The organism is Microcystis sp. M31BS1, assembly GCF_020245285.1.
Taxonomy (GTDB): domain Bacteria; phylum Cyanobacteriota; class Cyanobacteriia; order Cyanobacteriales; family Microcystaceae; genus Microcystis; species Microcystis panniformis.
In genome coordinates, this window is the sequence record NZ_JADBVE010000139.1 from 1 (window position 1) to 17,400 (window position 17,400).

21 protein-coding genes are annotated in these 17,400 nt (G+C 43.0%); 12 read left to right on the forward strand and 9 right to left on the reverse strand.

Annotated features, from left to right (window positions below):
• The 4 genes from IM509_RS07935 to plsY form a co-directional block, all read left to right on the forward strand.
• Nucleotides 1-181, forward strand: a 181-nt coding sequence (locus IM509_RS07935) for a transposase (RefSeq protein WP_287716773.1), incomplete at its 5' end; no start/stop codon positions are given.
• A gap of 166 nt (nt 182-347) precedes the next feature.
• Nucleotides 348-1,373, forward strand: a complete 1,026-nt coding sequence (locus IM509_RS07940) for an ABC transporter ATP-binding protein (protein ID WP_002789414.1) — start codon at nt 348-350, stop codon at nt 1,371-1,373.
• An 84-nt stretch (nt 1,374-1,457) separates the two neighbouring features.
• A complete protein-coding gene (fabG, locus tag IM509_RS07945) occupies nt 1,458-2,153 on the forward strand; it encodes a 3-oxoacyl-ACP reductase FabG (protein ID WP_002799931.1) in 696 nt (231 codons plus the stop codon).
• A 68-nt stretch (nt 2,154-2,221) separates the two neighbouring features.
• Nucleotides 2,222-2,878 (forward strand): glycerol-3-phosphate 1-O-acyltransferase PlsY, encoded by a 657-nt coding sequence (gene plsY, locus IM509_RS07950; protein ID WP_052277223.1) that lies wholly within the window; start codon nt 2,222-2,224, stop codon nt 2,876-2,878.
• Nucleotides 2,879-3,064: 186 nt separating this feature from the next.
• Here the strand turns inward: plsY and IM509_RS07955 are convergent, their stop codons facing one another.
• The 5 genes from IM509_RS07955 to dapB form a co-directional block, all read right to left on the reverse strand.
• Entirely contained in the window at nt 3,065-3,556 is a 492-nt protein-coding gene (locus tag IM509_RS07955) for a ribonuclease toxin HepT-like protein (protein ID WP_249264809.1), read from the reverse strand.
• Nucleotides 3,543-3,914, reverse strand: coding sequence for a nucleotidyltransferase family protein (locus IM509_RS07960; RefSeq protein WP_185237344.1), 372 nt, complete (start codon nt 3,912-3,914; stop codon nt 3,543-3,545). Before IM509_RS07960 ends, IM509_RS07955 begins: the two co-directional genes overlap by 14 nt.
• A 26-nt stretch (nt 3,915-3,940) precedes the next feature.
• Nucleotides 3,941-4,411 (reverse strand): ribonuclease toxin HepT-like protein, encoded by a 471-nt coding sequence (locus tag IM509_RS07965; RefSeq protein WP_004159484.1) that lies wholly within the window; start codon nt 4,409-4,411, stop codon nt 3,941-3,943.
• Entirely contained in the window at nt 4,393-4,746 is a 354-nt protein-coding gene (locus IM509_RS07970; protein WP_004159488.1) for a nucleotidyltransferase family protein, read from the reverse strand. Before IM509_RS07970 ends, IM509_RS07965 begins: the two co-directional genes overlap by 19 nt.
• Before the next feature lie 187 nt (nt 4,747-4,933).
• On the reverse strand, nt 4,934-5,764 hold the full coding sequence (dapB, locus tag IM509_RS07975) for a 4-hydroxy-tetrahydrodipicolinate reductase (RefSeq protein ID WP_052277225.1): 831 nt from the start codon (nt 5,762-5,764) through the stop codon (nt 4,934-4,936).
• A 439-nt stretch (nt 5,765-6,203) separates the two neighbouring features.
• Between dapB and IM509_RS07980 the strand changes: the two genes are divergently transcribed.
• The gene (locus IM509_RS07980; RefSeq protein ID WP_185237343.1) at nt 6,204-6,380 is read left to right on the forward strand and encodes a hypothetical protein; all 177 of its coding nucleotides are present in this window, start codon (nt 6,204-6,206) and stop codon (nt 6,378-6,380) included.
• A gap of 157 nt (nt 6,381-6,537) precedes the next feature.
• Here IM509_RS07980 and IM509_RS07985 read toward each other — a convergent pair whose 3' ends face one another.
• A complete protein-coding gene (locus tag IM509_RS07985) occupies nt 6,538-6,990 on the reverse strand; it encodes a divergent PAP2 family protein (protein WP_052277226.1) in 453 nt (150 codons plus the stop codon).
• Between the two features lie 17 nt (nt 6,991-7,007).
• A complete protein-coding gene (gene crtE, locus IM509_RS07990) occupies nt 7,008-7,937 on the reverse strand; it encodes a geranylgeranyl diphosphate synthase CrtE (protein WP_185237342.1) in 930 nt (309 codons plus the stop codon).
• A gap of 174 nt (nt 7,938-8,111) precedes the next feature.
• Between crtE and IM509_RS07995 the strand changes: the two genes are divergently transcribed.
• The 5 genes from IM509_RS07995 (at nt 8,112) to IM509_RS08015 (ending at nt 11,678) form a co-directional block, all read left to right on the forward strand.
• Nucleotides 8,112-8,312 carry a hypothetical protein gene (locus IM509_RS07995; RefSeq protein WP_185237341.1) on the forward strand — a complete coding sequence of 67 codons (201 nt, stop codon included), beginning with the start codon at nt 8,112-8,114 and terminating at the stop codon, nt 8,310-8,312.
• 11 nt (nt 8,313-8,323) lie between these two features.
• Nucleotides 8,324-9,721 (forward strand): serine/threonine protein kinase, encoded by a 1,398-nt coding sequence (locus IM509_RS08000; RefSeq protein WP_072924060.1) that lies wholly within the window; start codon nt 8,324-8,326, stop codon nt 9,719-9,721.
• A gap of 443 nt (nt 9,722-10,164) precedes the next feature.
• Complete coding sequence (def, locus tag IM509_RS08005; protein WP_002748816.1) at nt 10,165-10,740, forward strand: peptide deformylase; 576 nt, start codon at nt 10,165-10,167, stop codon at nt 10,738-10,740.
• Between the two features lie 31 nt (nt 10,741-10,771).
• Nucleotides 10,772-10,969 (forward strand): hypothetical protein, encoded by a 198-nt coding sequence (locus IM509_RS08010; RefSeq protein WP_002731987.1) that lies wholly within the window; start codon nt 10,772-10,774, stop codon nt 10,967-10,969.
• A 391-nt stretch (nt 10,970-11,360) separates the two neighbouring features.
• Nucleotides 11,361-11,678: a 2Fe-2S iron-sulfur cluster-binding protein gene (locus tag IM509_RS08015; RefSeq protein ID WP_004159498.1), complete on the forward strand. Its 318-nt coding sequence runs from the start codon at nt 11,361-11,363 to the stop codon at nt 11,676-11,678.
• A gap of 81 nt (nt 11,679-11,759) precedes the next feature.
• Here IM509_RS08015 and pyrG read toward each other — a convergent pair whose 3' ends face one another.
• Nucleotides 11,760-13,400, reverse strand: a complete 1,641-nt coding sequence (gene pyrG / locus IM509_RS08020) for a glutamine hydrolyzing CTP synthase (RefSeq protein ID WP_052278497.1) — start codon at nt 13,398-13,400, stop codon at nt 11,760-11,762.
• A gap of 231 nt (nt 13,401-13,631) precedes the next feature.
• Between pyrG and IM509_RS08025 the strand changes: the two genes are divergently transcribed.
• A complete protein-coding gene (locus tag IM509_RS08025; RefSeq protein WP_072924063.1) occupies nt 13,632-13,985 on the forward strand; it encodes a hypothetical protein in 354 nt (117 codons plus the stop codon).
• 230 nt (nt 13,986-14,215) lie between these two features.
• Nucleotides 14,216-15,598: a serine/threonine-protein kinase gene (locus IM509_RS08030; protein ID WP_185237340.1), complete on the forward strand. Its 1,383-nt coding sequence runs from the start codon at nt 14,216-14,218 to the stop codon at nt 15,596-15,598.
• On the opposite strand, the gene IM509_RS08035 is transcribed toward IM509_RS08030, so the two are convergent.
• Nucleotides 15,590-17,029 (reverse strand): aminotransferase class I/II-fold pyridoxal phosphate-dependent enzyme, encoded by a 1,440-nt coding sequence (locus IM509_RS08035; protein ID WP_185237339.1) that lies wholly within the window; start codon nt 17,027-17,029, stop codon nt 15,590-15,592. The genes IM509_RS08030 and IM509_RS08035 overlap by 9 nt on opposite strands.
• Nucleotides 17,030-17,400: the final 371 nt, after the last annotated feature.

Below are 17,400 nucleotides of genomic sequence, written 5' to 3' on the forward strand. Positions count from 1 at the left end.
AAGATATAAAGGTCAACGCAGACACAGCAGTTTTTATGTGGGTCAACATCTCTATCATTGGCTACAGCTACATCAAATGTTCCCAAAAAATATAGAAGAGCTAATGCAAATTAGCCGCTATCGGTTGAAGGATTACATCAAAGGACAAAGAGCGATATCGCTTGCCCTATCTACCTTCTAGCTCGCTTGTCCCCCTCTCAGGTTTCATGCTTCAACCCAACCTACGTTCATCTTATATTTAATTCCACTCACCCACTTACTAGATTTTGCAGTGGGGAATCTGGGTTAAAATAGACCGAGAAAGTTAACCAAAAAATTGTCTCGCTCAAGTGGGCGAAAATCAGCTTATGACCCTTGCGGTGGCGATCGAAAAGTTAAAAAAATCCTACGGTCAGACAGCAGCGGTTAAAGATATCTCCTTTACCGTGGCAGCGGCAGAAATCTTCGGTTTACTCGGTCCCAATGGTGCGGGGAAAACCACCACGATTCGCTGTCTTTGCACCCTTGCTAAACCCGACGGCGGCAAAATCGAGGTGGGGGGTGTCGATGCCCTGAATAACCCCAAATCCGCCCGTAAACGCCTGGGTTACGTTGCCCAAGAAGTCGCCCTCGATAAAATGCTCACGGGCCGGGAACTGTTGCAACTACAAGCGGCTCTCTATCACATTCCCGCTCAAAAGTCAAGAGATCGAATTAAAGAATTAATAAATCTTTTAGGATTAGAGGAATACGCCGACAAAAAAACGGGGACCTATTCCGGCGGCATCAAAAAACGGCTGGATTTAGCAGCGGGATTACTGCATCAGCCGGAAGTTTTGGTACTGGATGAACCGACTGTGGGCCTCGATATCGAAAGTCGTTTGATTGTCTGGGATTTTCTGCGACAATTGCGGGCGGCCGGAACCAGTGTATTAATTACCAGCCATTATCTCGAAGAAATCGACGCTTTGGCCGATAACTTGGCAATTATCGACAATGGTATCGTCATCGCTCGCGGTACCCCCTCACAACTGAAGGAGCAACTGGGCGGCGATCGCATTACCCTAAAAGTGCGAGAATTTTCCCCCGAGGAAGAGGCCTTGAAAGCGAAAGAGTTATTATCCCGTCTGCCTTTTGTCGAGGAAGTGATCGTTAATACCGCCCAGGGTAACTCCCTTAATCTTATCGTCACGGCCAATAGCAATCCTTTAAGCAAAATTGAACAAACCCTAGCCGAATCAGGATTACCCGTGTTTAGCATGGCCCAATCCCGTCCTAGTCTCGATGATGTCTATCTGGCGGCCACCGGACGCACCCTGATGGATGCGGAAATTGCCGCCGCCAGCAGTCGCGACCTCAAGGCGGAGAAAAAACAAGCGATGAAGGAATCCTAGTCCGGCGAGAAAAGCTGTAATATTGCCCAATTGCCCGGTTAAATCATCTATCTCAATGGAGCGATCAATTATATATCAATCATTATGAAAGATAAACGGGTATTGCTGACCGGCGGTACGGGAGGACTGGGTTTAGGAGTCACTCCGGCGGTTTTACACCATGGCGGTCATCTAACCATGACCTATCGGGAGGAAAGGGAGGTAGGTCGTCTGAAATCTCGGCTGAGTGCGGCGGAATTTGAGCGTATTCGCTTTGTCAGGGTGGATTTAACCCAAGAAACTGCCGTGGCTAGATTAATTGATGATCTCGGTCGGGTCGATGTCTTAATTCATCTAGTCGGGGGTTTTACCATGGGGGCGACGGAGGAGTTTAGCTATGAAGATTGGCTAAAAATGTTCGATTTAAACCTCCATAGCACTTTTTTACTGTGTAAACACTGTTTACGCTCGATGAAACTTCATAATTATGGTCGTATCGTCACTATCGGTTCTCGTGGTGCCGTACAACCGGGGGCAAATTTGGCCGCCTATTGTGCCTCGAAAGCGGCGGTAGTGGCTTTAACCCAAGCGATCGCAGAAGAAACCAAACAGACTAATATTACCGCTAACGTGGTTTTGCCAAGTGTTATCGATACTCCGGGCAACCGGGAAGCGATGGGAGAGGCAAATGCCAAGGACTGGGTAAGTCCCCAATCTCTAGCCGAGGTGATCTGTTTTCTGGCAGGGGAAGGAGCTAAGGACTTGCGCGGGGCGGCAATTCCCGTCTATGGTTCCCTGTGAGTGGTTTTTGTCTTCAGGCTGATACACTGATAACGGCGCTCGCTCTTGCTAAAAATTGGGTTTAATTTATGCTTATTCCGATTCTTATCAGTGTTACTATCTTACTTTTATCCTATCTGCTCGGTTCAATTCCCACGGGTTATTTAATCGGTAAATACAGCAAAGGTATCGATATTCGTGACTATGGTTCCGGTTCCACTGGAGCCACCAATGTGCTAAGAACTCTGGGAAAAACTGCCGGGGCGACGGTGTTATTAATTGATATGTTAAAGGGAATGGTGGCGGTGGCCCTGGTACGAGGACTATATTTTATTGATGTCAATCCTCTCCCAGAAAGTTGGTATTATTGGTTAATTATCGGGGCAGCATTGGGGGCAATCATCGGTCATAGTAAATCGATTTTCTTGAATTTTAGCGGTGGTAAATCCGTCGCCACCAGTTTAGGGGTTTTATTGGTGATGAATCCCCTAGTGGCTTGCGGAACTTTGGCGAGTTTTTTAGTTATTCTGGCACTTTTCCGGATTGTTTCTTTAGGTTCGATTATCGGGGCGCTGGTGGTGAATATTTTAATGGTTGTTTTCGATCAACCTCTCCCCTATATTTTATTTAGTTTGATGGCAGGAATCTATGTGATTGTTCGTCATCAGGGTAATATTAAAAGATTGTTGGCAGGGACGGAACCGAAAATAGGTCAGAAAGTACAGCAATCATCGGAAGTAAGTTAATAACTTTCTCAAGTCAGAATAACCACTGTGAAATGAAGTTGACGGCTCATCAGTTCTTTTATGACTAAGCTAAGACGCATTTTAACCGCCTATCCTTAGATTAGCTAAATCTCCCCCCGACGTCGGGTAGGGTTGGGGGGGTGTTGCCTCTTTCCCCATCTCAACAAGCAATCTTGTCTTTGAGGTTTAATTAAGACTGTCTGCTGTGGTTTTTAACCAAAGGATAAAACTATTAATATCTTCTTGGACTTGTAGCCATGTATTATAATAGTTATTAACCAGATTTTCTAGTTTTTGTTTTTCCAATTCAAAACCGTAGATATTGCGAACAACGTGCCGAAAGCTTAGGTATTCATTAAGTTTATGCACGGTATCTTCTCGTAATACAGCAGGACGATAATCTTGAGGTTTGCTCATACGATTTAATAGCCTTCTATGCCAGTCATAACTAGATGGTAAGCCACCATTTAACTCAGAAGCGATAATTTGAAAAATTCGTTCACATCCTGTATAGAAGTTATGGAGTTTTAGGGCTAAACTTTCGGCACAAATATGGGCTAGTGCCGGGTTGGTTAGCATTTCCGCTTGAACTAAACGCATTTGGCTTTCTAGCCGATTTAATCTATTAACTTCAGTGGCAATATCAAGGGCGATTTCTTGTAATTCACTGGCACTCATCGGACGCATAAAGACATTCTCCTGTTTGCAAAACTCTGTTAAGAAAATGAGGTTCTAAGTCTTCTATAGGCTTTAAATCAATCCAGCGAGCGCTAATTAAATTAACTTTTCCTAAAGCTTGAAAAAAACTTTCTGGGGGTATGCCAGCCACTGCTAGATCAATATCAGAAGTTTCCTGAAATTTACCTTTAACTAGAGAACCAAACAGGATAATTTTTGTAATTGGGAAATTTTCTTTTAAATAATCAATAACTGGCGGAAGATTTTTCCTTGCCTCTTGAGCTAATTTTTGATTATATTCCTGCTGTTCTTTTTGGCGTTTTTGCCAGTATTCAAGATAGGGATTATTAACCGACATAATCATTATAATATCGAGGATTTAGCTTAACTTTCTGCCCATTGTTCAAAGAAAATTTGAATATCTTTTTCTAAGTTTCTGTAGATTTTTCTTGCCCTGTCTAAATTAACTTTCAATTGCTCATAATCAATATTTGTGCCGTAGGCATGACGAAAAAAGTGCCGAAATCCTCGCAAACTATTTAACAAAGCGGCGGTTTCTGAAGAAATAAAAGCAGGACGAATTCCGGGGATAGGGACAGTCATTCTGTTTAATAAGGCTGTATGCCATTGCCGAGTATCGGCAATATGATTTTCAAAACAGGTAGCCACTATTTTAAGTAAATCCTCAGTGGCACTGTATAAATTATGGATTTGATAGGCAATGCTTTCCAGGCGAATGACATCATCGGGATTAACACCTTCGGCTCTAACAGCTAGTTTACCATCGATCGCTTTGATTAACTGTAATTGAGCATTTATATCAGCTTTCAACAGGATTAGTTGTCGGTTGTCCATAAAATTCCTTCTTCCCGAATTCGGTGGGCAAAATGACAGTTTTTCAGCAGAATAATATCCACCTCTCTCCCCAGATAATAGGACAGAATACTAATAGCCTCAAAGTGCAGTGCGGGATTGATATTTTCGACGGCAATATCCACATCAGAACCGGGGTGAAATTTATAGGGACGAGTCACGGAGCCAAAGATATAAGCTCGATTAATTCCGTATTTTACAGCATTTTCATGAAGCCATTGTTGAGTTTTCGCCAGCAGGGTTTGTCTTTGCTGTTCTCTTTGAATATCTTTTTCTTTGAGGATTTTATCGAGTTCTGGGGTAGGAAAAGCGCTCATGGGCTTATTTTACCATTGAGTTTAAGTAAGTGGTTCTAATTAAATAGAAGATAGATTGTGCCTTCGATCCCCCCTAACCTTGATCAGGGGGGTGCCGAACTGTTTGGTACTTTATTGATGACGACAATGCCCAATTAGCAAAGGTTTGAGCTATTACCACTACCATAAAATCACTACCTATCTTGATTTAGAGGATTTTTTCTAAACCGTAGACGAGGGATTGCAGCTGAGTAACTTTGCGGATAGAGAGGAGAACCCCCGGCATATAACAGGAGCGATCGCTGGTATCATGACGAAGGGTATAGATTTCCCCGGGGGAACCGAAAATGACTTCCTGGTGGGCAATTAAACCGGGTAAACGCACGCTATGAATACGGATGTTCTCAGCAGTTAAACCGCCTCTAGCGCCGGGGATAGTTTCTTTTTCGGAAACTTGGGCAGCATTAAAGGTTTTACCTAATTCGGCCAGTAATTCGGCGGTTTTGAGGGCCGTTCCACTGGGTGCGTCTGCTTTTTGATTGTGATGCAGTTCGATAATTTCCAGATGATCAAAGTAGCGGGATGCTTGCAGGGCAGCCTGTTGTAGTAAAACCATGCCAATGGAAAAATTGGGGATAACTAAACAGCCGGTGCTGGCTTTTTCGGCAAATTCGGCTAAATCTTGTAGTTGTGCCGGCGATAATCCCGTAGTTCCCACCACGGGACGCACTCCATAGGCGATCGCACTGCGGGTATTGTCATAAACACCGTCGGGATGGGTAAAATCCACCATCACCCCTTGCACTTTTTCCTGAGTTGCCAGGACTAAAACACTCTGCAAATCCTCGAGAATCGGCACTTCTAGGGGTTCACAACCGGCCACTTCCCCCACATCTTGACCTCGAAAAGCTGGATTTCGATCCACTGCACCCACTAAGATCATATCGTCGGCACGAGCAACGGCTTTAATGACTTCCCGTCCCATTTTACCGGCTGCACCGTTGACAACTACAGGAATCGGTCCTCTATTTTCGGTCATGGTTAATTATTCTCCTTATATATAACCTGAGTTCGGGATAAGAAAAGGGAGAAGTGATCTGCTGAAAAACAGAAAACCATTCAGCCACCTTGCCCTAGAGTTAGTATAGATGCTTTATTCTGTCCTGTCGATGATTTTTGCCAATAATTTGCACCTCAATGCTCAAAAAGCTTACTTGCTTATGGACTGAAGACTCGACAACGAAAAATAAGCTTATGTCTGGGGGAAATTATGACGATTTTAATCGCTTTTCATACGGCGGATTCAGGCTCAGTCTGGTACATCTTCTCAGTGGAAAGGCTTATCCAATAATACTAAATCCGGTTATTAAAAACTGATTATTTATTCTCCCCTTTGCATGAGTGCCTCTTGCATGAGTGCCTCTCCTCATAACTAGCCGATACTCAACGGATTTAGTATAAGGAGTTGTCTGTGCCAGATGGATAGAGGAACCGCCGTAGTAATCATTACAGAAACTTCAAATCCTAATTATTGGGACTATGTAGCTGAATACTGGAGCGATGCTTGTGCCAATTTACCCAGTTATCAGCACTTTGTTGAGTGGATTCCTGTAACTTTGATTCCTTTTTGCCTCTATCTCAAACATTGCTGCTGATGCGTTTCAAATTTGAATTGGCGTACCAAGATTGGCCATCTCAAAACTTTGAAAACCGCGAAAGCCTTCAATTTTTTTTAGGGATTGTAACATGAGTGATTACCCCGGATTTTCAGTTATTAAATCTAGTTTATCTCAACCCCAGAAAACACCTCAATTAACGACAGAGCATCACGATGGCGATACCGATACCTAAACTTAAACCGACCAGCACTTGAAAAGGAGTATGACCAATTAATTCCTTTAAACGTTCCTCGTTAAATTCCTTGCCCCCCTGGAACATTTCATCGATAATTTGATTGAGAATCCGGGCCTGTTTTCCTGCTGCCTGACGCACTCCAGCCGCATCATACATAACAATAATCGCAAAAAGCGCAGCGATGGCAAATTCGGGACTAGACCAACCCATCTGTAATCCTACCCCAGTAGCCAAGGCCCCCACCAGCGCCGAGTGAGCGCTAGGCATTCCTCCCGACGAGACTAGATAGCGCAGACTCACCTTACCATCGCGGATTAACTCAATCAGCGCTTTTAGTCCCTGGGCAGTGAAACAAGCTAAAAGAGAGACTAGCAGTATTTGATTGTGTAACACCTGCTCGAAGTCCTGCATAATCTCATTCGTTTAATTTAATTTTTACGATTAACAATATACTCGGCGATGGCCCGTAAAGGTTCAGCGGCCTCATCGTAGCCACTCAATTCATTGATGGCACTATCTATTAACTGTTGAGCTTGCTGGCGAGACCCCTCTATCCCCCAGAGACTGGGATAGGTGGCTTTTTGTGCCTGTAGATCCTTACCGGCGGTTTTGCCCAATTCCTCCTTTGTCGCCGTGATATCGAGAACATCATCGATAATTTGGAAAGCCAAGCCAATATTTTGAGCGTAACGGGCTAATTTAGCTATATCTTCCGCTTTTGCCCCCGCTAAAACTGCCCCCGACACCACAGAAGTCTCCAACAGGGCCCCCGTTTTCTGAGTATGGATAAAACCGAGAGTTTCTGCCGAAATATCCGGTTTTCCTTCGGATTCCAAGTCTAAAACCTGACCTCCCACCAAACCCGCTGCCCCGACCGTGCGACCTAAACGGGCAATTACCTCTAAAATCTGTACAGGAGGTACATTACGAGTCTGGGTAGCCACATACTCGAAAGCATAGGCCAGGAGACCATCCCCAGCTAAAATAGCGATATCTTCGCCAAAAACCTTATGATTGGTTAATTTCCCGCGTCGGTAATCATCGTTATCCATGGCGGGTAAATCGTCATGAATTAATGACATAGTGTGAATCATTTCTAGGGCGCAAGCGGTGGGTAAAGCCATTTCTAGGGAACCCCCCATCAATTCACAGGTAGCCAGACATAAAATCGGCCGCAGCCGTTTGCCACCGGCGAGGAGAGAATAGCGCATCGCCTCGTAGATTTTGGCGGGATTGCCGATAACTAAAGAGCTATCCAAAGCTGACTCGACAATTAACCGCTTTTCCTCCAGATAGGAAGCCAGAGAAAATCTCTCGTTTTTCCTCACTTCTACTCCTCGTTCGCCCCTAGTAACCATGTCTTTTTGTCTTGAACCGACTGCTTTTAAAACTATATCAGGAAACTCCCCCTCGATCGGAATTAAACTGACTGTCTAAATTACGCCTTCAGACTGCATGGGAGTGCCAGAATTGACATTCTGAACACTTGTACTATATTTTCCCAGACGGAGAGGGTCTAATTTTCTTTTCTGATGCCTATTTTCTCTTTTAACCTGAAAAAATACCTCCCTCAGCAGCCCAGTCTAGGGATTAGCGAAAAACGGGCGATACAATTGAATTTCGCCGCAGTTATCATCGGAGATGCTAAAGTTTTGATGATTCGGTCAAACTTCCGTTTTCTTAGCTTGCAGTTTAGAAATTTCTCGATTAGTCTAGAATTAGGATTATCCTAGGAATATATTGTATGCTGCCAGGGCAAATTTTAGGCGATCGATACCAAATTCAAAGTCAGTTAGGTAAACAAACCGGAAGACGCACTTTTCTCGCCCAAGATATAAAAACGGGCGCTACTGTTGTTGTCAAATTATTAATCTTTAGTACCGATTTTGAATGGACAGATTTAAAACTTTTTGAACGGGAGTCCGAAACTCTTAAACATCTAGATTGTCGCTCGATTCCCGAATATATCGACTATTTTGAAGTTCGCACCGATACCTATCAAGGTTTTGCCCTTGTTCAGAGTTATATCGAGGCTAAATCTCTCAAGGAACAGATAGAAAATGGTCGCAAATTTAGTGAATCAGACCTGCAAGAATTAGCTAAATCTATCCTAGGTATTTTAATTTATCTCCATGGACTTAACCCGCCAATTATCCACCGGGATTTGAAACCTAGTAATATCTTATTAAAAGATCGATCGGGCCATAGTATCGGCAATGTCTATTTAATTGATTTTGGTTCTGTCCAGACTGTTGCCCAACAGGAACAGGCCACTTTAACTATCGTCGGAACCTACGGTTATATGCCCCCCGAACAATTTGGTGGTCGCACTGTTGCCGCTTCTGATTTATACAGTTTAGGAGCCACTTTAATCTATCTAGCTACAGGCATTCATCCCGCAGATTTACCCCAAAAAGATGGCAAGATTCAATTAAATAATTTAGCCAATTTAAGCCCTGCTTTTGTTCATTGGTTAGGGCAGTTAATCGAACCTAGTCTCGAGAAAAGGTTTGTTTCAGCACAGGCGGCAAATCAAGCTTTAAATACTCTCCACGAAATTCAATTAACTTCCTCGAACCTTGAAAAACCCGCAGGGAGTCGGGTACAATTGCAAAAAAACGAGGAGAAAATTAAAATATTTTTACCCCCCGAAGGTTTTACCCCTAAATTAATTTATCTTGGAACCTTTGCCATCGCTTGGAACGCTTTTTTATTAGTATGGACAGGAGGAGCCATTTCTATTCCTCTGTGGATAAGTTGGTTTTTTCTGCTCTTTTCCTTGCCTTTTTGGTTTGTGGGTTTAGGAATGCTTTACCAGATTATTTATTGTCTCAAAGGGGAGGAAATTATCACTATTGATAGTCAAGAAATTGTTACCATTCAGCGAATTTGGTGTTTGACACTTCCGGGCAAAAAGAAAATGGCACGGGAATATATTAATAAACTGGTCAAAGCTGATAGTTATCATACCAAAGATGGCGATGGTGATCGAGTTTATGTACCGATGGCTTTAACTATTTGGGCGGGGACTAAAGAATATACTATTAGTAATAAGACAAAAGCCTATCTGAGTCAACCCGAAATTGAATGGTTAGCGGCGGAATTAAGTCAATGGTTAGGAATACCAATTACTAATAAGTAGCCGTGCAAAATTAATTTCCTGGTTAGGAAAGGCAAAAGGCAAGAGGCAGTTAGATATGTGTAATTAATTTTGCTTAGGTACTTAATAAGTAATCTTACAGCCATCAGCCTTGAATCAGTTATCAGGTGTCAGTTACCAGTGATCAGATTTTAGTTTTTAGTTCATTGATTACTGCTTACTGATAACTGAAAAATCTCCCCTCTCCCTCACTGATTACTGCTTACTGATAACTGAAAAATCTCCCCACTACCCCACTGATTACTGATTACTGATAACTGATAACTGAAAAATCTCCCCACTTCCCACTCCCTGATATGGACGAACTGTCTGTGATCAGTGTAAAATTTTATGAAGGGTCTGGGTTTTTTTCTCCCTTGTCCTGAGAAATGCCCCAGCGCCAGTGACTAAAATCAAAATTGTGCATCCCATCGATAATTAAGTTTATGAGCGCCACTATTACCGTAGAAAAACGCAAATTAGAAAAACCCCCTTTAGAACTGCATTATCTCGGCGATCGAGTCCTGCGTCAACCGGCCAAGCGGATTGCTAAAGTCGATGACAGCATCCGCCAATTAGCCAGAGAAATGCTGCAAACTATGTATAGTTCCAATGGTATCGGTTTAGCGGCTCCGCAAGTGGCAGTCAATAAACAATTGATTGTCATCGATTGTGAACACGATAAACCCGAAAATCCGCCCCTAATTCTGATTAATCCCCAAATTATCGGTTATAGTCGGGAATTGTGCAAAGCGGAAGAGGGTTGTTTGAGTATTCCCGATGTGTTTTTAGATGTCATCCGTCCCCAGGCGATCGAAGTGAGTTATAAAGATGAACAGGGGAAACCGCGAAAACTGCAAGCTAACGGTTTACTAGCGCGGGTAATTCAACACGAAATGGATCATCTTAATGGTGTCATGTTCGTGGACAGAGTAGATAACGATTTGGCACTCAATGAAGAATTAAAAAAACACGGTTTTTCCGTGCAAGCGGTGAAACCCGTCGAGAAAGTGACAAAATAAAGGCATTAGTTAATTGAGGTGAGGAGTGAAGATGACCCCAAAAAGCGGCGTTTTATTGTTATTATCCTGTATTGCAGCGATCGCTGGTGTGGGTTGTGTCTTTGAAATTAGTTCAGGAGAACCGGATTTAGGCAATACCACCACTGGCTTAATTCTAGCTGCAAGTGTGCCACTAACAGCCCTATTTTTTTGGGCGGCGGTTAAAGACACGAGAGCCAATTACAAATAGAATAAATTCCCCTCGGTTGCAGAAGAGAGAATTTATTTCTCTCTTTTGTTTGTTTTAACTACAGGACAAATTGCCAGAAAAAGTTACTACTTTTGAGGACTTTAAGTAGCTGGTTATAATTAAATTAAAAATAGTTTTTAGGTTCGATACCCCCTTAGTACTAGGGTTGATTCATAGTAGGGTTGATTCATGAATCAACCCTACCCTTAGTCCCCCGTTGATAAGGGTGGTGTCTGATAATTTTTAACGCCTACCTACTTATCATCTTTCATGACAATCAATTATCTGCCGATCGGTGAAAATCTGATTAGGTAAAGATTTCCCCCCTCTCTCCTCTATCCGCAATCTAGAATGATAAAATAGGTGAAGTTCAAAGCATCATTCATTAGCTATGACCACAACCTACAAAGTAGAAATTTCCCATTTAGGAACAACACAAACGATCGAAGTTAGGGAAGATCAAACTATACTAAAGGCAGCCTACGATGCGGGGATTGACTTACCCAGTTCTTGCAATGCGGGCGTATGTACTACCTGCGCCGCTCAACTTTCCCAGGGTAGCGTCGAACAAGGAGAGGGCATGGGATTATCCCCCGACCTGCAAAAAGAAGGCTATGCTTTGTTATGTGTGGCCTATCCTCGCTCGGATATTAAACTGGAATCTGGCAAGGAAGAAGTAGTTTATCAACGTCAATTCGGAAAACCCTAGGCCAAACTGGGGTTAAGATGACAAATTTTCGGGGGTTTCCCCCCAAAAAACCAGATTTTGAGCCAATAGAACCAGCAAACCCTAACTAATAGCTGAATGCTGACTACTCAGGGAAAACTTTTCCTCTCTACCCTTAAGGGCCGCTTTCATGAAACCAGAAAAGAGAGGATGAGCTTTATTGGGACGAGAGCGAAATTCGGGGTGAAATTGGGTAGCAATAAAGAAAGGATGTTTTGGTAGTTCGATAATTTCCACCAAACGACCATCGGGGGAAGTGCCACTCACCAGATAACCAGTCTCGAAAAAGAGACTACGATAGGCATTATTGAACTCGTAACGGTGACGATGGCGCTCATAGATAACCTCCTGACCGTAGAGGGAGAAAGCTAGACTATCGGGATTTAAACGACAGGGATAGAGACCTAAGCGCATTGTTCCCCCTAAATCCACCACATCTGCCTGTTCTGGCAGTAAATTAATCACCGGATTGGGTGTATCCTCTTCAAATTCGGAACTATTGGCCCTTTCTAATCGGGCCACATTGCGACCCCATTCGATAATCGAACACTGCATCCCTAAACAGAGACCCAAGAAAGGAATATTATTGACCCTAGCATACTCGATCGCCTTAATTTTGCCATCCACACCCCTAATACCAAAACCACCTGGTACCACAATACCGTCAACACCGCTTAAATGAGCTTCGGCCGAATCGTTATCCACATCTTCAGCACTTACCCAACGCAATTCTATCTCGCTATCAAGGGCAATAGCAGCGTGTTTAAGGGCCTCCACCACCGAGAGATAAGCATCACCCAACTGCACATATTTCCCGACGATAGCTATCTCTAATTTTTGACTGGGGGATTGCATCTGTCGGATGAGATTTTCCCACTCCTCCAGATGGGGGTATCGGGGACCCAGGTTTAATAATTCTAGGGTTTGTTGCGCTAATCCCTCTTTTTCCAGATTAAGAGGCACTTCGTAGATACTGCTGGCATCCTGAGCAGTAATCACCGATTCCACCGGCACATCACAGAAAGCTGAGAGTTTTTCTTTTAATCCCGGTTGTAGGGGTAGATGACAACGACAGACTAACACATCCGGTTGAATACCGATCGATCTTAATTCCTTGACCGAGTGTTGCGTCGGTTTAGTTTTCATCTCCTTCGCGGCCGGAATCCAAGGAATTAGGGTAACGTGCATATAAATCACGTTATTTCGACCCACATCCTTCCTAAATTGCCTAATTGCTTCTAAAAAAGGCAAGGATTCGATATCTCCCACCGTACCACCAATTTCTGTGATGACAATATCGGGGTTGGTATCTTTGGCCACCCGAAGAATCCTTTCCTTGATTTCGTTGGTAATATGGGGAATTACCTGCACAGTTCCCCCCATATAAGCACCACGGCGCTCTTTATTCAATACAGCTTGATAAATCGAGCCAGTAGTCACGCTATTGAGACGGGAGAGTTCCGTATCGGTAAAACGTTCGTAGTGGCCAAGGTCGAGGTCGGTTTCGGCCCCATCATCGGTGACAAATACCTCTCCGTGTTGAAAAGGACTCATCGTACCCGGATCCACGTTGATATAGGGGTCTAATTTCAGAATTGAGACGGAATAATCCCGACTTTTTAACAATCTTCCCAAACTAGCAGCGACAATTCCTTTCCCAATACTGGAGACGACTCCCCCAGTAACAAAGACAAATTTACTCATAAAATTCTTCCTACGATCGATTATACCTAGCAAGGGGTAAGAGTTTTCGGGATGGGGCGGTGTCATTTTCCCAGATTTCATTATAGCTGGATGACCTATCCCCCGATTCTCGTTTTAGCTCCCTCTCGAAAATCTATTGCACCACAGCCTTCAGTCACCTTCATGCCGATCATCTAATTTTTCCGCTACAATCGACAGTGCTAAGACTCAGGGATTTATAAACTACTATTCATGATAGATTTTAATACTCTCGCTGAATTTTCTCGCCACTATTGCGTCTCGATTTGTGCCTTTTTAGTACCCGCTAACTTAGTAACCACCCTTTTAACCGTTCTTTTTCTCTATTTTGGTCGTCCTACCCGTCAAATCTTACCCATTGCTTCCCTAGCTTTGTTGTTCGCCATCATCATGTTTCTCCACGTCGCCACCTGGTTAATGATTGGTGTGGTTATGGCCCCCACTTTTATCCTCTTTGGACTAGGTTTAACCTGTTTTGTGATCAATTTTCAAGCCATTAGCGATCGCCAAAGCTTGGAACAGTTATTACACACCGGGGTTAATCGTCTGGCCCGCTCTTTCAACTAAAAAAAGCACCGAGACTTCCTACCCCACCATTAAGATAACCGCCCTTATCTGGCTGAATTTTTTTCAGCCAAAGACTTGACAAACTCCAAAATTTCTGCTAACCTTGTAGTATAATGGGAATCCGTGTCAGCCTACGACCCCCCTCTTTAACTCTTTCTTAAGAATAAAAATTTTAACCCGAATTGCAGGTAGTAGCTAAACTAAGAGCAGTACCACGGGAAACGGTGATTATGGAAGTTATTTGTACGCGTCCCCACTGTCCGAAACCGCGTAATCAGTGCCTAGACCTAGACGATAGCAATCTTTTAACCTCGATCGAACAGAAATATTGTACTACTTGCGGGATGCCATTAATTTTAGGGGGACGTTATTTGCCAGAACGTCTATTGGGACAAGGAGGATTTGGGGCGGCATTTTTAGCGCTAGATCGTTATAGTCCCAAAAAAGCTAAATGTGTACTCAAACAATTTCAACCTTCCTGTAATTTAAGTCCGCAAGCTTTAGAAAAAGCGAAAAATTTATTTTTTCAAGAAGCGCGGGTTTTAGAAGATTTAGGACGAGAACATCCCCAAATCCCCGATCTCTATGCTTTTTTCCCTTTAACAGTCAAGAATCAATTAACGGGAGAAGAAGAGCAATTTTTCTATCTGGCCCAGGAATATATCGATGGTAAAAACTTAGAAGAAATTCTCCAACAGCAACAAAAACCCTTTCAAGAAAGTGAAGTCAAAAACATTCTCCAAGAATTACTTCTTATCCTCAAATTTATTCATGAAAATGGTTCCATTCACCGGGATATAAAACCATCTAACATCATGCTATCCAAAAATGGCCGCCTCTATTTACTCGATTTTGGGGCAGTAAAACAGGCGACTAATAACCCTAGTAATACACAAGAGAAATCCACAACAATTTACTCAGCTGGATTTGCTCCTCCCGAACAACAATTAGGCAATCAGGTATCGGCATCCACAGATTTATATGCCCTAGCAGCTACCTGTGTTATACTCTTAACTAATCGCGATCCTGATGAGCTATACGATCCGCAAAAACAGGTCTGGAATTGGCAAAATTATGCCCCTAATATCAGTGCAGATTTAGCCCAAGTATTCAATAAAATGTTACTAGCAAATCCCTGGGATAGATTTCAATCCTGTGGAGAAGTTTTAACCGCTTTAAATCCTCCTTCTCCATCTCCTCCACCCTCTCCAATTCCTCCATCTCCTCCACCTTCCCCAATTCCCCCATCTTCTCCAGTGAAGAGAAAAACTTCCCGCTTTTCTCTTGGGGAAACTTTCGCTAATGCTGCCTTTACAGGATTTGAGGGGACATTATTAGTAATTGCCTTAAATAGTTTAGTTCCCTCGGCAGGAATTGTCATTGCCTTTATGATCTTAGGTGGCTTAGTTTTGGCATTATTTAAAAAAGTGATTGAAGGGAAAGATGTACCGATTCTAGCAGCAATTACTCTCGCCTTGATGTTAATTCCGCAGCTGCAAGGAACTCTAAGTTTTCCTGAAATTGCTATCATTGCCGTGATGGCAGCCATTGGAGCCATTGCTATTACTGCCTTTTTCCGGTTAATATATCAGATAATTTTGCGTTTATTTTAAAACCCTGAAAGTTGCCAAATTATCATCACTACCGCCGGTAATCGTGCCACCGAGGTCTAAAATAGTTTGCAGATAGTCGAGGACTTCCTGAGAAATTAACTCACCCGGCATCAAAACGGGAATACCGGGGGGATAGGGACAGATAACATCAGCACTAAGACGATCGAGGGCATTTTTCCGGGATACTATCTCTGTAGGGGCAAAAAAAGCCTTTCTAGGAGAAATAGCCAAATTTCCCGTGACTGGGGGAGGAGTCAGGGGTAAACTGGTAGAGGAAGGGGATTGAAGGGATTGAAAAGCAGTAATGAGGCGATTAATGTGTTCGCGATGATTGCCGATGGAGATGATAAAAGTAAGTTGACTGAAAGTCGGTAATTCTGCCGTGACAGCGTATTTTTCTCGCAAAATATCGTCTATTTCGTAACCGGTTAAGCCAAAATTTTTGACAATTACCGTTAAACGAGTGCGATCGAACCAGTGACAACCCGGGATAGAATGGGGAAAGTCCAAAACAGAGATATTAGGAATTTTATCGAGTTCTTTTCGGGCAGTAGCAGCTAAATCGAGGGTTTTGGTCAGTAAATCTAGGCCTTGCGTCGCCATTTGCTTTCTAGCACTATCAAGGGAAGCGAGAAGCAAATAACTAGGGCTAGTGGTTTGAACTAATTGTAAGGCTCGATCGACTTTTTCGGAACTAATGCGATCGCTTTTTAAGTGTAACATCGATGCTTGAGTTAAGGCCCCTAAAACCTTATGGGTGGACTGAATAGCCATATCGGCGCCGAGAGACAGGGCAGCCGGAGGTAAATCGGGATGAAAGGCAAAATGGGACCCGTGAGCCTCATCAACGAGCAGCGGGATAGAATAATGATTGGTAATCTGGGCGATAGTTTTTAAGTCACAGCAAACCCCTTGATAGGTGGGAGAGACTACCATCACCGCTTTAGCGTCGGGATGAAGTTTCAGGGCATTGGCGAGGGATTGGGGGGTTATATTTAAATTTAGATCGATAGTGGGATTATATTCGGGATTGATAAAGATAGGTTGCGCCCCAGAGAGAATTAAGCCCGAAATTGCCGATTTATGAATATTTCTCGCCAAAATAATTTTATCTCCCTCGCCGCAAGTGGCTAAAATCGCCGCAATAATGCCACAACTGGAACCATTGACTAAAAACCAGCTTTTATCTGCTCCAAATGTCTCGGCTGCTAAAATTTGCGCTTCTTTAATCACTCCCGTCGGGGCAAACAAATTATCAAGGTCGGGTAATTCGGGTAAATCGGCTTTAAAGACGCTTTTTCCCAGTAAATTACTTAAATCTTCCCCGATTCCTTCCCCCTGCTTATGCCCTGGTGCATAAAATGGTACATCTAAACTATTGACTTTTTTTTGCAGTTGTGATATCAACGGAGCGGATTCTGGCGAAGGCATTTTGGGAAGGGAGTGGGGGGTTTGTCAGTTATCAGTAATCAGTAAACAGTAATCAGTAAACAGTAATTAGTGAAGATTGATCGGTGAATATAGCGTTTTTCAGTCTGCTGAGGTACAAAAGTTATAGGTTTTAGGCAAAAGGCAAAAGGCAAAAGGCAAAAGGCAAAAGGGAAGAAAAATAGGTGTACCTCACTAGCTTAGGAAACGCTATAATATCATTTAAAACTTAAAACTTAAAACTTAAAACTTAAAACTTAAAACTTAAAACTTAAAACTTATCACTTATCACTTATCACTTTAATCTTGTAACTGATAACTGATAACTGATAACTGATAACTGATAACTGATAACTGATAACTGATAACTGATA

Bases quoted from the DNA above. Each gene is read 5' to 3' on its own strand.
- IM509_RS08010 (WP_002731987.1), top strand. From the start codon at position 10,772: ATGACCCCAAAAAGCGGCGTTTTATTGTTATTATCCTGTATTGCAGCG.
- IM509_RS08035 (WP_185237339.1), bottom strand. From the start codon at position 17,029: ATGCCTTCGCCAGAATCCGCTCCGTTGATATCACAACTGCAAAAAAAA.
- pyrG (WP_052278497.1), bottom strand. From the start codon at position 13,400: ATGAGTAAATTTGTCTTTGTTACTGGGGGAGTCGTCTCCAGTATTGGG.
- IM509_RS08000 (WP_072924060.1), top strand. From the start codon at position 8,324: ATGCTGCCAGGGCAAATTTTAGGCGATCGATACCAAATTCAAAGTCAG.
- def (WP_002748816.1), top strand. From the start codon at position 10,165: ATGAGCGCCACTATTACCGTAGAAAAACGCAAATTAGAAAAACCCCCT.
- IM509_RS08030 (WP_185237340.1), top strand. From the start codon at position 14,216: ATGGAAGTTATTTGTACGCGTCCCCACTGTCCGAAACCGCGTAATCAG.
- IM509_RS07995 (WP_185237341.1), top strand. From the start codon at position 8,112: ATGCCTATTTTCTCTTTTAACCTGAAAAAATACCTCCCTCAGCAGCCC.
- IM509_RS07985 (WP_052277226.1), bottom strand. From the start codon at position 6,990: ATGCAGGACTTCGAGCAGGTGTTACACAATCAAATACTGCTAGTCTCT.
- fabG (WP_002799931.1), top strand. From the start codon at position 1,458: ATGAAAGATAAACGGGTATTGCTGACCGGCGGTACGGGAGGACTGGGT.
- IM509_RS07940 (WP_002789414.1), top strand. From the start codon at position 348: ATGACCCTTGCGGTGGCGATCGAAAAGTTAAAAAAATCCTACGGTCAG.
- IM509_RS07960 (WP_185237344.1), bottom strand. From the start codon at position 3,914: ATGTCGGTTAATAATCCCTATCTTGAATACTGGCAAAAACGCCAAAAA.
- IM509_RS07980 (WP_185237343.1), top strand. From the start codon at position 6,204: ATGGATAGAGGAACCGCCGTAGTAATCATTACAGAAACTTCAAATCCT.
- plsY (WP_052277223.1), top strand. From the start codon at position 2,222: ATGCTTATTCCGATTCTTATCAGTGTTACTATCTTACTTTTATCCTAT.
- dapB (WP_052277225.1), bottom strand. From the start codon at position 5,764: ATGACCGAAAATAGAGGACCGATTCCTGTAGTTGTCAACGGTGCAGCC.
- IM509_RS08015 (WP_004159498.1), top strand. From the start codon at position 11,361: ATGACCACAACCTACAAAGTAGAAATTTCCCATTTAGGAACAACACAA.
- IM509_RS07955 (WP_249264809.1), bottom strand. From the start codon at position 3,556: ATGAGTGCCAGTGAATTACAAGAAATCGCCCTTGATATTGCCACTGAA.
- IM509_RS07965 (WP_004159484.1), bottom strand. From the start codon at position 4,411: ATGGACAACCGACAACTAATCCTGTTGAAAGCTGATATAAATGCTCAA.
- IM509_RS08025 (WP_072924063.1), top strand. From the start codon at position 13,632: ATGATAGATTTTAATACTCTCGCTGAATTTTCTCGCCACTATTGCGTC.
- IM509_RS07970 (WP_004159488.1), bottom strand. From the start codon at position 4,746: ATGAGCGCTTTTCCTACCCCAGAACTCGATAAAATCCTCAAAGAAAAA.
- crtE (WP_185237342.1), bottom strand. From the start codon at position 7,937: ATGGTTACTAGGGGCGAACGAGGAGTAGAAGTGAGGAAAAACGAGAGA.